The 14305-nt window shown below is 59.9% G+C and carries 11 protein-coding genes and 2 pseudogenes; 5 read left to right on the top strand and 8 right to left on the bottom strand.

Annotation, left to right across the window (positions count from 1 at the left end; genetic code table 11):
• The first annotated feature begins 53 nt into the window (after positions 1–53).
• Positions 54–1211 (top strand): NAD(P)/FAD-dependent oxidoreductase, encoded by a 1158-nt coding sequence (locus tag RFM98_RS19350; protein ID WP_320310377.1) that lies wholly within the window; start codon positions 54–56, stop codon positions 1209–1211.
• Between the two features lie 293 nt (positions 1212–1504).
• Here the strand turns inward: RFM98_RS19350 and RFM98_RS19355 are convergent, their stop codons facing one another.
• From RFM98_RS19355 to RFM98_RS19365, 3 genes and pseudogenes are all read right to left on the bottom strand, one after another.
• A complete protein-coding gene (locus RFM98_RS19355) occupies positions 1505–4840 on the bottom strand; it encodes an adenylate/guanylate cyclase domain-containing protein (protein ID WP_320310378.1) in 3336 nt (1111 codons plus the stop codon).
• A gap of 339 nt (positions 4841–5179) precedes the next feature.
• Positions 5180–5320, bottom strand: coding sequence for a hypothetical protein (locus RFM98_RS19360; protein ID WP_320310379.1), 141 nt, complete (start codon positions 5318–5320; stop codon positions 5180–5182).
• A gap of 1942 nt (positions 5321–7262) precedes the next feature.
• Positions 7263–7844, bottom strand: a pseudogene (locus tag RFM98_RS19365) (adenylate/guanylate cyclase domain-containing protein); the annotation flags it as partial.
• 345 nt (positions 7845–8189) lie between these two features.
• On the opposite strand from RFM98_RS19365, the pseudogene RFM98_RS19370 reads away from it, so the two are divergent.
• From RFM98_RS19370 to RFM98_RS19380, 3 genes and pseudogenes are all read left to right on the top strand, one after another.
• Positions 8190–8493, top strand: a pseudogene (locus RFM98_RS19370) (transposase); the annotation flags it as partial.
• Between the two features lie 165 nt (positions 8494–8658).
• The gene (locus RFM98_RS19375; protein WP_320310380.1) at positions 8659–8853 is read left to right on the top strand and encodes a hypothetical protein; all 195 of its coding nucleotides are present in this window, start codon (positions 8659–8661) and stop codon (positions 8851–8853) included.
• A gap of 947 nt (positions 8854–9800) precedes the next feature.
• Positions 9801–10352 (top strand): J domain-containing protein, encoded by a 552-nt coding sequence (locus tag RFM98_RS19380; RefSeq protein WP_320310381.1) that lies wholly within the window; start codon positions 9801–9803, stop codon positions 10350–10352.
• 157 nt (positions 10353–10509) lie between these two features.
• On the opposite strand, the gene RFM98_RS19385 is transcribed toward RFM98_RS19380, so the two are convergent.
• The 3 genes from RFM98_RS19385 to RFM98_RS19395 all read right to left on the bottom strand — a co-directional run bounded on the left by RFM98_RS19385 (position 10510) and on the right by RFM98_RS19395 (position 12257).
• Positions 10510–10707 carry an exopolysaccharide production repressor protein gene (locus tag RFM98_RS19385; protein ID WP_320310382.1) on the bottom strand — a complete coding sequence of 66 codons (198 nt, stop codon included), beginning with the start codon at positions 10705–10707 and terminating at the stop codon, positions 10510–10512.
• 115 nt (positions 10708–10822) lie between these two features.
• On the bottom strand, positions 10823–11107 hold the full coding sequence (locus tag RFM98_RS19390) for a hypothetical protein (RefSeq protein ID WP_320310383.1): 285 nt from the start codon (positions 11105–11107) through the stop codon (positions 10823–10825).
• Between the two features lie 937 nt (positions 11108–12044).
• Positions 12045–12257 (bottom strand): hypothetical protein, encoded by a 213-nt coding sequence (locus RFM98_RS19395; RefSeq protein WP_320310384.1) that lies wholly within the window; start codon positions 12255–12257, stop codon positions 12045–12047.
• 408 nt (positions 12258–12665) lie between these two features.
• Between RFM98_RS19395 and RFM98_RS19400 the strand changes: the two genes are divergently transcribed.
• Positions 12666–12953 carry a hypothetical protein gene (locus RFM98_RS19400; RefSeq protein ID WP_320310385.1) on the top strand — a complete coding sequence of 96 codons (288 nt, stop codon included), beginning with the start codon at positions 12666–12668 and terminating at the stop codon, positions 12951–12953.
• Between the two features lie 831 nt (positions 12954–13784).
• Here the strand turns inward: RFM98_RS19400 and RFM98_RS19405 are convergent.
• Both RFM98_RS19405 and RFM98_RS19410 read right to left on the bottom strand, forming a co-directional pair.
• Positions 13785–14060: a hypothetical protein gene (locus RFM98_RS19405; RefSeq protein WP_320310386.1), complete on the bottom strand. Its 276-nt coding sequence runs from the start codon at positions 14058–14060 to the stop codon at positions 13785–13787.
• Positions 14003–14266 carry an ATP-dependent DNA ligase gene (locus tag RFM98_RS19410; RefSeq protein WP_347349896.1) on the bottom strand — a complete coding sequence of 88 codons (264 nt, stop codon included), beginning with the start codon at positions 14264–14266 and terminating at the stop codon, positions 14003–14005. Before RFM98_RS19410 ends, RFM98_RS19405 begins: the two co-directional genes overlap by 58 nt.
• Between the last annotated feature and the right edge of the window lie 39 nt (positions 14267–14305).

Raw genomic sequence — 14305 nt, forward strand, 5'->3', positions numbered from 1 at the left:
ATTCACATCCCGACATCTGAGAAGGAACCAACACCATGGCCACACAGACCACCGTGTCCGAGATCGTCATCGTCGGAGGCGGCATCTACGGTGCGAGCCTCGCCTACGAACTGGCGCAGGCCGGCAGGACCGTTACGCTGCTGGAGGCCGACGACATCGCCGCGGGGGCTTCGGGCGGCTCCGGTGAACGAGGCGTGCGCGCGAACGGCCGCGATTTGCGCGAACTGCCGATGGCGACTGTCGGCTTTCCGCTCTGGGCGCAGTATCAGCGACAATTCGAGGGCGGCGTCGGCTACCGCCGGACTGGCGGTCTTCATCTCTTCAATATCCCGCATGGCGCGCACGAGCATGAAGTGTGCGGCAGCATGGAAGCGATGGCAATGGTGCAGAACGCGCTCGGCGTTCCTTCCCAACTTCTGGACCGCGATGAAACGCTGCAGCGCGAGCCTGAGTTGGCTGGCGATCTGATCGGTTCCGTCTATTGCCCGGACGACGGCGTATGCGATCACACCTTCGCCACCCAGGCATTCGCCAAGGAGGCGCGAAAGGCCGGGGTAACGTTGCGCATCGGCGCGCGTGCCCTCGAAATCCTCCACACCAATGGGAGAGTAACGGGGGTGAGGCTGGCGAGCGGCGACGTCGTGCCTGTCGGCGAAAAGCTCATTCTCCTCGCCAACAAGGGCGTGCTGGCCCTGCTGAAACCCGTTCTGCAGCCACAGGAAATCATGCCCGTCACCACGCAGATCCCGCAAATGATGTTCATCACCAACCCGAACGGCAAAAAGATCAATCATCTTCTGGGGCATGCCCATCGCAAGCTATCCGTGAAGCAGATTCCAGATGGGACCTTGATGCTTTCGGGCGGCCACAGCGTCGCCCATACGCCTCAGGGGCGTTGGAAAGGATCGCTGAGCTCGATAGCGCTAGGCTTGACCGATGCCATCGCGACCCTGCCCTTTATCGATGAGTCGTCGTTCCTGAAGGTCGATGCTTCTCGCGTCGAAACTTGTGCGGCCGACGGCATCCCGATTGTCGATACGCCCGCTGCCTTACACAACACCATCTATGGATTTGCCTGGACTGGCCACGGCTTCGCCATCGCGCTTGGTTTCGCCAGATATCTTGCCGACTGGATCATCAGCGGGGAAAAACCGCATGCCCTCGAAGTTTTCTCGGGGAGGCGGTTTCATGGGTCGCTTTCCAGCCGCTGATCCAGCTTCCGATCAGTGGTTGCTTCGGGCTGGCAACGGTCATGCGGCCGGCGGTTCCGAAAGGAACCGCCATTTTTTGCCCCTTCCCCGTATCGGAGGAACAGTTTGTGCTGACCTGCAAAAAGTTTCCGGCGTGTGCCAACGGTTGGAACCGTTCGGTAACGGCGCCCAGAAAAACAGGCACTTAGCCTTAAAGGCGGGTTAAACCGCCCTACCCAGCAGGCGCAACGCCTCGAAGGCTGCAGTAAGGATGACGGCAACTATCGTCGGAGCCCAACGCAAGGCTGCGAAACTCATTGGCCCAGCAAGTCCAGCGCCCTTTTCGCTGCGATGAGGTCGACGACCGGATATCTGGTTTCAAACGCGTCGATCACGGATCGTAGTCGCGTCTCGGCATCATTGACGCGACCTTGTCGCGCGAGAACTGGTGCTAGTTGCGTTGTGGCGCGAAGCTCGAAGAATCTCGCTTGCTGCCGACGGGCGGTAGCAATCGCTGTTTCGAATAGGCGCGCGGCACCAGCTAGGTCACCTCTGCCCGCGGCGATTTGGCCACGAAGGCGAATACATTCTGCTAGATAGCTCGCCTCGTCCGTGTCGAAAACGAGGGTATCGACATCATCAAGGATTTGCGATGCGTCTTCTATGCGACCGGCGCGCAGGAGAAGATCACAAAGTTCGCATGCTTTCTCAGGGGTATGAAATACGACGCCGTGCCCACGCCAAAGAACCATGCTCTCTCGGACGTCATCGACACCGGCGTCCAGTTCTCCTAGATGCGAGCGGGCATGGCCACGCCACCTGATGCCGCTGCTTCGACGCGCCGTGTAGCCATGACGCTCGCAAATCTCGACGATCTTCCTAGCGTTATCGAGTACTTCCTCGTATTGACCGAGCAGCGCGCACAATTGGCACTGCACGAGAAGATGCCACGCGAGATCGAAAGGCTTATCGAGCTGGTCAAAATTGCGCATCAGGCGCTCTTTCTCTTCCACTGCGGCATCAAAGAAACCCAATATGATCAGCGATTCGCTGAAATATGCTTGGGCAGAGACACGTTGATCCGCACCCGCGAACGAAATACGATGACTTGGGTCAACCCGATCAACCAGATCTAAGGCCTTGCGCAAGGCCTCCGCTGCCAGCGGCTCTTCTCCCCGGTTGGAATGAGCGATCCCCTTTGTTGCCCAAAGACCACTCAGATGGGCCGTTGGAAGGAGATCGGCACAGTTTGCTAGCTGCTCTTCGGCTATGGTCAGGTAATCCTGATTGCGCCCAGCGGCATAAAAAAATGGAGCGAGTGAAAGCGCAACGTCACATTGCAATTCGACTGATGCAGTCTTCGCGGCTGCAAGACGTGCATCTTCAAGCGTCTTCCCAAGGCGCTCAGAACGATACCCTTCTGCCTGCATCAAGGCATTGGCCATCGCAAGGTGGAGACGTGTCACCCGTTCGGCGCCGCCGGCGACGTCGCCAAGTCTCCTGCTGCAGTCAATAGCACTGGCAAAGTGCGACACGGCTTCCCGGGTAGCCGCTCTGGCCAGAGCGGCCCCTCCCGCCTTTTGCCAGTAGTCGAGTGCGCCCCCCCAATCCCCCGCTTCCTGAAGATGGTGCGCGAGGAGTTCGGGTTGCGCTTCAGTGATCTCGGGCCACTTTTCCTCCAATCCGTCAGCGACTCGCTTATGCAGCTCCTGGCGTTTAGTGCGCAGCAGCGTGCCATACGCAGCGTCCTGAACGAGCGCATGCTTGAAGAGATATGTGGCCAGCGGCCGCGTCCCGCGGCAGAACACCAGACCGGCGCCCACGAGTCGATCCAGTGCGCCGTTTAGCTCGACGGCATTTCGCTGTGCTACCGCTGCCAGCAATTCGTAGGAGAACTCCCGTCCGAGAACCGCGCCGATTTGTGCGACCTCCTTAACGGCTGAGCCGAGGCGATCGAGCCGCGCCATCAACGAGGCATGCAGCGTGGCGGGAACGTTCAACGCCGTCGCGCCAGCTCTTGAGAGCACTGCCGTGGCGTTCCCGCTCTCCAACACCGCCTTAGTCAGTTCCTCGACGAACAGTGGCACCCCATCCGTGCGCTCGATGATCTCCGCGACCACGTCGCTCGGCAGTTCTCCGGTGCCGACGACCCGCTTGACCAGCGCGGCGCCTTCACGACGGTCGAGCCGACTGAGGACCAGAACCGTGACGTGCGCCTGCCCGGTCCACGGCGGTTGAAACTCGGGGCGAAACGTGAGGAGAAGCAGCACTGGCAGGTGCGGCACCCGCTCGATCACCAAGTCGAGCAGCTCGCGCGAGCTGGGGTCGATCCAGTGCACATCCTCGAAGAGCATCAGCACCGGACCTTGTCGCGCCAAATCTTTGAGCTGCCGGATAAGTGCATCGAAAATTTTCTCTTTCTTACGCTGGGGCGTCAGTTGGAGAGGCGGGAAGCGGCCTTCCGTTGGCAACGACAATAGCTCGGCCAGCAGCGCCCCGTCCTCCGGCAAAGCCGGGGCAAGCAGAGCCGCAAGCTTATCCAGCTTCCTCTCAGGCGGGTCGTCGCGCTCCAACCCGGCGGCACGTTCTAGCTGCGCAATGGTCGGGTGGAGCGCGCTGTCTTGATGGTGCGGTGAACAGAAATAGCGCAAGCGGGTGTGTGCCTCATTCTGGATCAGCTCCTGCAAGGTGACGATGAGGCGCGACTTTCCGATGCCGGGCTCGCCTGAGAGCAGCACCACGCCACCTTCACCACTTTTTGCGCGATGCCAGTGGCGCTGCAGAAGGTCGACCTCCTCCTCACGCCCGACCAGCGGCGTAGGCGTCGCCCCATGCAGCGCTTCGAACCGGCTCTCAATGCTACTCTCGCCAACCGCTTGATAGGCGTGGATCGGCTCCGGAAAACCTTTCACTTCCAGGTCACCAAGGTCGCGGTATTCGAAGAGATCGCCGAGGAGCTGCCGCGTTTGCGGCCCGATCACGACCGCGTCGGGCTCGGCAAGAGCTTGCAGGCGGGCGGCGAGGTTTGGCGTCTCGCCCACGACGCCTCGCTCTTGCCCCTCACCGGCCGTGATCAGATCGCCAACGACGACCTGGCCGGTAGCGATGCCGACGCGAACCCGCAATGGCTCGGACAGCTGGAGCCGCCTGACACTGTCGATCAGAGCGAGGCCGGCGCGCGCCGCCTGTTCCGCATCGTTTTCGTGTGCCTGCGGGTAGCCGAAATACACCAACACCCCATCGCCCATGTACTTGGCAACAAAGCCGCCGAATCGGGCGATCGTATCGGCCGCGCAGCGATGGTACGCCCCGATGATCTCACGCAGATCCTCTGGATCGAGACGTGACGCGAGCGCCGTCGAACCAACGAGATCAATGAACATGACCGTCAGTTGCCGGCGTTCGGCAACCGGCTCCGAAGCGCCAGGTTGAAATTTGATCTCGACAGTGCTCGGGTGGGGGCGGTCTGTGGGCGGCCCGAGCTCTGCGATCGCCTTGAGGAGCCGCTTGCGATGGCCGAGTAGAATACCGAGTTGCTGGAGGTCGGCGTCAGTCAACTCGGGCAGAACTTCCCCATCGATCGCGTTGTCGCGAAATGCCTGCTCGTAGTGCTCCAGCCCGAGACGTCGCAACCAAACGGCAATGTCCACGACAGTTCCCCCAAGGCCGTACCTCAACACGCGATACTAACTCAAATGCCGGGAATTTCGAAGAAGGTTGGCTTGGAGAGCCCTGCTCGCCGTTGCGCGTCGTGATGACAGCTTATGGCCGCAAGGCAGACGAACGCTCCGTTAATCAAGCGGCTGCATTGGATTAAATCTGCGCGTTCAGTCGGATACTACGCGGCCGGAAATAGGTGCCTTCACTCAATGGGTCCCTCGGACTGTTCTCTCCTTTGTTCCGGCAGCATTTTCGAAATGCACATCATCATCAATGGAGGATTTGGCGCGCCGAGGACGAAGATGAGAACAGCTGGAGCATCAGCCCAGTCACTCCGAAATGATCGCCCACAGCTGCGTCGCCCCCATCGCAAGCATGAGGATGACGCTTACTCCCATGAACAGCGCGGTAGGTATCTGCTTCAGGTGAGCGCCGAAGCGGCTGCCTGAGAAAGTCGTCGACTGCATCATCCAGCATCGCCCTTAAGTCATCCATGGCGGCTTTGGCTGCCAAGACCCCATAAACTGTGATTGCGACCACAATCGTCGCGAGTGCAAACCTGGCGGCTAGTCCCGCAGATTGCGCGTACGCCGGTATCGCGAACATGGTCGTGATACTGGCGAAAAAAGTGATCGCATATGTCTGCGTCAGATGGGCAAGTCGCGCAGCCGCTGCCGCCAGGTATTGATCGGCGCATTCCCGGTGTCCGCATCGTCGTCATCTGACTACGGAAAACTCGTCCTTTTCCCAGCCGGGAGCGCCGTAGACCGCCTCGTATTCGTCTTGGCGGCCCGGTGTTCTAAATGAATTGCGAAATATCGCCCCGCAGCTTGTCAGGTCCCTTGGAAAGGCCTTGCACAAAAAATCGCCTTGCACCCACTCAGTCCCGACGCGCGTCGTCTCGCCAACGATTTCGCGGACGGCCCCCTCGCTCGAGGTCGTGAGCTGCATGGGCCGAAAGTCGGGATATACCGTCTTTCCGCGGATCTCGTGTCCGAATATGGAAGATCTTATTTCCGCACCGGTAAGCCGGTTCTTCGGATCCATGCCCCATGAAAGCGGAAGATCGTGCATGCCTGATCGGGTCAAGCCAACCAAAATGCGTTCAATACCGGCGGTGTTCTTGAACACCATGTAGTCTTGGGTAGCTAACAGGTTTGGTTCGTCTCCAATTAACTTAGCAACAGTCACCTTAAGCTGTTCCACAGCCGAGGCAGCCTTCTCGATGCGCCCCAGGTGCGCATATGCGGAAGCAAGGATCTGCAGGGCAAAGAGTTTGGTCCAAGGTTCGGCCGATGCAAGGTCCATCGACTCGATCTCGCGAACCGCATCCTCGAATTTTTCCTGGCCGAACGCGGCTAACCCGGCCTGATAGTGCCGGTAGTCCATGGACGAGTTCGGGTCGACGCGCGCGGCCGCATTGAGATAGGTCAGCGCGTCCTTCGGCCTGCCGTTGAAATTCAACGCATTGGCGAGCGAGAGATAGTTCTGAGAATCACTGGGATCGAGCGCTACCGACTTCAAGAGAACGGAGACCGCTTCGTCCGAGTTGCGCTCGCGGACCATCAACTCCGCGACGAGTTGATAATAACCTGGCGAAGGATGCTTGGCCGCCGCCTCGAGGGCTTCGTACATCTTATTACGAGCCTCGAAATGCGAAAGACCCATCATCACGGCGCGGTTGAGGCCCGCCTCCCAATACAACAGGGCGAGCTTCGCATACGCAGCGCCAAAATTCGGGTCGAGTTGCACGGCGTGCTTCAGATTTTGCACCGCGGCGGCAAATGCATCTGCCGTGTTGTCGCGATTGGAAATGTCCAATGACCGCAGGTAAGCATCATAGGCGGCCGGATTGCTTGTCCCGCCCGCTCGGCCCGCCTGTGGTCCGTTGACGAGACGAAGCTCGAGCGCGCCTGCGATCCTGCCGACTACTTTGTCCTGCAGCGCGAACACGTCAGCCCACTGGCCATCGAAGCGCTCCGCCCAGAAGTGCCCACCAGTCGAGCCATCAATGAGCTGCGCGTTAATGCGCAAGTCGTCGCCGACGCGGCGAATCGATCCCTCAAGGAGGTACCGAACCCCCAACGCTGCAGCGATCTCCGCGGGGATCGTTTCCTTGCCTTTGTAAGCGGAGGCTGCGTTGCGCGAGATGACGAATAGGCCGGGCACACGCGCCAACTCAGTTGTCAGGTCCTCAGTGAACCCATTTGCAAGGTACTCCTGCTCCTTGTCGTCGTTCAGGTTGTCGAATGGAAGCACAACAATGGAAGGTCGGGCGTCGACAGCTGCATCGGCCGCCGACTCGTCCGGCTGGGTAATTGGCTTCGAGATCCACCACCAACCGGACGCAAGACAGAGGGCAAATATCAAAGCTCCCGCAACCGCCGGGATGTGCCATGAGCGCGGTCGGTGGGGGGCGATGGTTTGATCTGCAGGTTTCGTCGCTGGCGCAGGCTTGGCTAGCGCCGGCTTGCCCACTTCCAGCGAATAGGCTCTGACCGGCTCCGCGATGTTCTTCAGTTGGGTGGGGCCGAGATCGGTGACGGCGACTTCCAGCCGCCCCTTCACCTGGCGGTAGGCGTCCTCAGACAGACAGATCGAGCCCGGCGCAGCGACGCCCTGCAAGCGCGCGGCGATGTTGACACCGTCGCCCATCAGGTCGCCGTCGCTCTCCTCGACGACATCGCCCACATGAATGCCGATCCGGAAAACGATGCGGCGATCCTCTGCCACGCCGGCGTTACGCTCGACCATGGCATTCTGGACTTCGATGGCGCAGCGCACTGCGTCGACGATGCTGCGGAACTCCACGATCGCGCCGTCGCCGGTGCGTTTGACGACGCGACCGTGATGGACTGCAATTGTCGGATCGATCAGGTCGCTTCGCAGGCTTCGCAGCCGTGCCAGGATGCGATCTTCGTCTGCGCCGGCGAGCCGGCTATAGCCGACCACATCCGAACAAAGGATCGCGGCCAGTTTTCGCGTCTCGCTCACAACGCGAGCCCCCAGCAAGATGGCAGATTAGCACAAATTCGCGACCAGAGTAGCCGTGTTCAGTTAGCGTAGGGCAACCCAGGCATTGCGAACCGGATCCCCATTGTTCCCCTCCGGCCCAATCAAGACCTTGGACATGTCGAGCCCAAGTGTCTGTAATTGGCGCAACAGCGACCTAGTTGCCGCAAGTTCTGCTTTCGGGAAGCAGCAAAGCTGACCTCTACGGCTGAGATCAGGCGCGATCCAGACGCTCCCTTCGCCTCGCAATGCAAAAAACCGCCCCGATTGATCAGATCGGGACGGTTATTGATTTATGAAGAAATTGGTTGCGGGGACCTGCGCGCCGAGTGGCGCAGCCTTGATGAACGGATTGCCGCCTTCGATGCTGAGGTCGTGCGGATGGCGCGTGACGACGAAGCGGCCCGTCGCCTGTCGACGATCCCCCGGTATCGGGGTCATCAACGCCACCGCTCTAACGGCCGCGGCCGGCGACGCGGCAAGCTTCGGGTGCGGTCGTGACCTTGCCGCCTGGCTCGGCCTCACACCCCGGCAGGCGACCACCGGAGGCAAGCCCCGGCTGCTCGGCATATCCAAGCGCGGCAACCGCTACCTGCGAGCAAACCTGATCCATGGCGCTCGCGCGATACTGCCATGATCCGCTCGCTGATTCGGCTCGCATGGGCATGGCTGCTGTTGCAGGTCGAAAAGGCCAAGGGCCGCTGATCGCCAAACCCCTTCGGGGAGCCGGTAGTGGGCCAGTTTGAAATTCAACCAGCCTCAGAAGCGGTCATTCAGCCAAGCCCCGTAATGTGCTATGATTCGCTTCATGGGTAAGAGGGCGAAGCTTAAGGCAAAGCAGGCGGTTGAAGTTCCGATAGACGGCGAGCTTGAAGCGGAAGCCGCCTACTACGCCCGCAAGGTCGGCATTACCCGAGACGAAGCCGCTAAGCTCATCCGCGAAGCCAATCCGCCGAAGTTCTCGATAGTGCCGAAGGGCAAGAGCAAATAGAGGAGCGCCGGTTGCCAATCGGCCAGCTACGGGGCCGGCAAGCCGGCGCTCGACGGCGCAGGTGTGGCCACGCCAGCCATGAAACTAGCGCGATCTTGTTAGGCGGCTAGAGCGTGTAAATTCTGGTCCAGCTCTCCATCGCCGCAATCTGCCTCGCAATGCTCGTCAGCGTTACCGGCGGGGCGATCTGATCGCGACGGCGGCGAGCTTGGTGATGTCGCTCCTGGCGCTCTACGTGCTTACGCACTGGCAATGAAAGCCCAGCTTCGTCCGTATGGATGATGCCGGTCATATTAGCAGGAGCGTATATCTATCGTCAGCCGGTGCTCTCTTTAGCGAAGTCCCAAGCAATCCCGCCGGTTAGGCCCGGTGGCTATCCATAGCACTCCCTCCTCGAAAGCAACAAAGGCTGCCGGGCCGCTCCCGTGAAGAGATAGAGTGGCAATAGGAAGGGAACCAACGCGCGTTCGTCGGCGCCGCTGTCCTACGCCGCCCGTGCCTCGATCTCCCGACCCTGAGCTTGACCTCATTCGACCAGTGGCCGCCAGGAAGCCTCAAGGCGTCGTTGTGGCGGGCTCGGGTGGGACATCAGCGCGATATACGCCCTGTGGACGGCCTGCTGCCTGTCTGGCGACATGGCGAACTGACGGACCGTCATGCCGCACCCGAAGGCCAGGACCGCGGTGTGCCGTTTCTCGCCCCGTAGGCGGCCCGGGCGGGCCGTATTCCCAATCGTTGGGCAGGCGATAGGTGCCGACGCCTTCGACCTCGATCTCCGTCATGCCCGCGCCTCCTTGTGGTGAGTAGCGCGGATCACAATAAGTCCCGCCAGATCGGCAAGGCGGCCGATTAACCTATTCGGTGGAATGCAGGGCATGCCAACTTGCTTGTGCTGTGAACTTGCGCGATTCTGATCCGTGGGGGTGGTGGCTTGGGGAAGCACCACGATGACATTTGTTGATTATTATGAGCTGTTGGAAATCAGCCCGAAGGCGACGTTTGAAACTATAGAGCGAATATTCCGCTACTTCGCTAAACGCTACCACCCGGACAATCGGGAGACTGGCGACGAACGGCGCTTTAGTGACCTCGTAGAGGCGCACAACACGCTCAAAGACCCTGTCACCCGCGCCCAGTACGACGTTCAACATCGAGAACAGCTAGGCCTTCGCCACGGCTTGGCTGAGGAGGCTAGTGACCCCAAAGTTGTTGAGAAGGACACGATCGTCCAGGCCAAAGTGCTTTCTTTGCTTTGTACGAAGCGCCGACAAGACGTCAACAATCCTGGCATAGGAGACGAGGAGCTAGAACGCCTGTCGGGTTGTCCTCGCGAGCACCTCGAGTTTCATCTGTGGTATCTCAAGGCGAAGGGCTTTATCGGCAGGACCGAAAACGGGACGTTTGCTATCACCGTAGACGGGATTGACCGCGCTTTTTCAGAAAGGCAGGACCGTAGGTCGGTCGCTACGAGACTGCTGGAAAACCCCGGAGCCCGCTAATACGCGTGACGGGTAGCCCTTGTACATCGCCGGATCGGCGCCCTCATGCTCGCCAGCGCGGTCTGGCGTTACAGGCAGCGCGATTGATCGGCATGGCGGCAAGCCTCATCATGGCCGGGCTCGCGGCCTGGGTGCCGATGCTAGCGGCTGGGCCAGATTACGCGAGGTGGCTTGCCGGTTCGTTCGGACCCGCTTCCGATGCTTGGTCGCCATCGCGCGACCAATATACAAGCCCGAGAACCAGCACGAAATAGGCGGCCTGCAGCAGCACCAGAGCGACGATGGTCCACGCGACCGCAATCCATAGCGAGCCCGTAGCGCCATATATCGAGATCGCCACGGCGCCTAACGTCATGAACATTCCCACCCGAAACTGTGGAAAATACATCCCTAACCCATTCCCTAGCGTCATCCCTCGGGGGCTGTATTTCATTATTTTAGCAAGTACGCAACTGCGGCCAATTGACGGTTCAGGACAGGGGCGTCCAACCACCTTTGCGCTGATCTGGCGTCATCGCATGGTTGGTGAACTGTAGGTTTCGGTCGTCGCGGCCGGCAGTGCGGCATTCGTGACAATAGATGATTTTCAGTAGATCCCAATGTGGGCAGGGCTGATCCGGCCCAAACCGCTTCACCAGTTCGGCGACGTCCAGGGTGGCCTTGCGCTTACATGTAAGGCAGTCGACCGACATACCGGTGCCAGCCTCAAGTTTGCGGCCGAGCGTGCCTTCGGAAAACGGGAACTTCATTGTCATTGGCGATCCTCGTTGAAGGGGTCGCCGCACCGGGGAGGATTATATTCCTGCAGCGGTTTCTGCCAAGAGGCGGGGCCTGCAATTTGCGAATGCCATGTTCGACCGAGGTCCGATGTCTCACCGCATATGGTCCCAGCCGGGAACAAACCGAACTTTGCCTCATTACCGATGGGCCTTGTGGCGGCAATCGTTGCAACCCGAATGGTGAGGCAGGGGCAGTACCAATCCCCACAGATTTGAACAACGAGTACCTAACCTTCGAATGTCCACGGTGTAGGCACCCGATCATCCGGAAAGGCTTATGGTTTAAGACCATAGCGACTTTCAGGTGCCCGAGTTGCAACCAGACTTTGCGGCTTGGATATCCAGACAAACTGCGTATCTTTGCGAACCATAAGCGCCCGGCTTGTCAGGCAGCTACCTAGAGGGGGGTAGCGGTGGTTGCCGCGACGATGGCTTTTTCGCAGGAATGGTTTGGATGGATACTGGCACTCGGCAGGGCGGTTGGAGAGATACCAAACCCTGATCACTGGCTTCACGGATCGATTGCCAAGGGCTTCCGCGATCACTTCTGGTCTGGCTTTGAGATCGTCGCCCAAGTGCCATCTGGCTGGCACTCATTGCCTTCATGGACGGCGCCAGTGTTGAAGAATTTTTGTTCGAAGACACAACCGGACGCGCCCGCCTTGCTGGTCTCCCATACAAACGAGGGCGTGCACAACATGACCCCCTCTCCCGCGCGAATCGTTGCTCCAGGGGAATAGCTCGTCGATCCCAGCCAGCATCGCGGCTGCTCTGGAGCAACATGCTCTTGGGCGAATGCCGCGTGCGAGACCATAAGAAACGTTGCTGTCACAAGCATCATGCGCATTAGGTCACCCCTCTCGAAAATCCTGCATTGTCGCGTTCCGTAGAATATGCTCGCCGCGAAGGAATTTCACCCGGCCGGTAATGTCGACTGGCTCTTGTCGGCTATTTTCGCCACGAGCGCCGCCTCGTCTGCCGCCCCAGACTGGAAAGCCTTCACTAACAGAGATGCGAGCCATTCCCTTTCATCGGCGGTGGCATTAGGAGGCAGCATCTTCCGCAACACCCGCTCCAACATTTCGATGTCTTCCGGTTCGAGAATACCCGCACACTGCCAACGCATGAACGCCCCCCGGAACCGTCGCGGCCCGACCCGTTTATCTAGGGTGCCACAGGATATCACGGGTCGGGCCACCCCACTGCTTGTGAAGTGGGGGACGGTTAATCAGCCTTATGTATGTCCTCAGCCGGCTTTTCGGGATTCGTTCTGATCTAGCCGCTCAAGCTCCGCTGATATCTCGTCCGGATCGATCACGCCGCGCGGTTAAGGCACATGACCTTGGCCGCGACCCGTTCGCGCTCTTCCTTGCTGACAATTCGGTGATTGGCGTCCGGAGAGAAAGTGGCGACGGGAACACGGCGCCGAGGCGCGGCGTTTGAAACCAAGAAGGGACGGCCCCATCCTTGACGCTGTTGGCCTTCCGAACAAACTAAGGTCGCGCATCGGACGGGCAATCATTGGAGGACCCAGATGCGAACATTTATCATCATGGCAGCGTTTTCGCTGCTCGGCCCCGCGTCGGCAGCCGATCACCTTTTTACCGCCACGGAGGCAGGCGGTTTGACGACCGACAGCCAACCATTCCAGAACGGCATAAACAATAAGGCTCCCACAGCCGAGGACGTGCCCGGCGGGGGCAGTCCGTTGTCGGGCGAAGACCATACCGTCCCGGCAACTGACACACAGACGGGTGCCGCGACCCGGGACATGCCGGCCGCCACGCAGGGCAAGACGGCCCCATCAGCCAACGCCCACTGAGAATCGCGTCGTTTCGTGACAGGCCAATTGGCTGCCCTCAGATCGCGCCCGTTGCCAAAGGCCGTAAAAGGAAAACCCGCTCCGGCACGCCAGCCGGAGCGGGCTCACAGAGGATCGGAGCGGGAGGGGACCGCGCTCCGTCTAGAAATCTCAATATACCACTACACGCGACGCGTGCACATAAACTAATGGTCGTCGATCTCGGCGGTTTGGCCGTCGAATTTCAACCGGTCGAACACGGTCGCGAGGAGATCAAGCCCGCCGGCTCGAAAATTCCTGCATCCTTGGCTCTTGTCGTATTGGCATCTCGCGCCTCTCCTATTCCTCGCGAAAGTTTGTAAGCGAAACTTAGCCGACCGATTGTTGGATGAGGACAGCGTAGCCAAGTCCGATGAGCAGGAGGATCACAAATCCCGCGATCAGGATGCTGACTGAAGTCCATATTCGCCTCGATTTTTGGCTCCTGCTCATCCGCTTCTCCATTGAAAGAGCCCGCCTGCCATGGTGCCAGACGGGCTCTTTATCGAGTGTGAAGCCTTGCATTTGCAGAAGGCGTCCCACCCGACTCGACGCGCTTAGCAGGAGCGCGCCGACTGCTTAATCAACCTCACCCATAGCCCGATGTTCCATTAGCGAATCGCTTGACTAAGCTGCTCCAGACCCATGGTATGGTGAAGGGCAGTTTTCAACATCGGCGACGAAGGTCGCTATCACCGCGAAGGTGCGAGGGCGAGATCGGCATGGGCTTGTCTCCTCGCTATTCCTCGCAAAAGTCCTGCAACGATGCGTGGCGCAGATCCTCCTCGCCCCGCAGGTGCTTTACACGGCCGATCAGGCCCGGCTTAACCGCTTCATGCCCTTTGGCGCGGTCCCTACGTGCTCCTGGACGCGCTCCCACAGCCGTTCGCGCATCTCCCGGTTCAAGGTAATGAAAGCCGATCCGATATAGCGGCCGGTGCCGCGCTCGGCCATCAGCGCAAAGGCTGGCTTGCCCGGCTCACGCTCGACGCCGAGCAGCTCGTACTCCTCAATGGTGTAGCACTTGGCCTTCAGACATGAGGTCGAGTTGCCGCTGCGATAGACGCTATCCTTGCGCTTCGAAACCATACCTTCGACCCCGGTCTGATCGACCAGGAGGATCGACCGTGCATCGCCGGGCTGAACTGAATGCGTATCCCGGCCGGAATCATCGCCTCAAGGATCTCTCGCCGATCGATCAGTGGCATGTCTCGCAAGTCGTGTCCGTTCAGATGCAGGAGATCGAAGGCGACGAAATAGAGGTCGTGCTGGCGCCGGGTTATTGCCTTGCGCAACTCGCCGAAATCCGAAACCCTTGCCGTGCCTGTCCGCGC

The sequence above is a fragment of the Mesorhizobium australafricanum genome, from assembly GCF_033977265.1.
Lineage (GTDB): Bacteria > Pseudomonadota > Alphaproteobacteria > Rhizobiales > Rhizobiaceae > Mesorhizobium > Mesorhizobium australafricanum.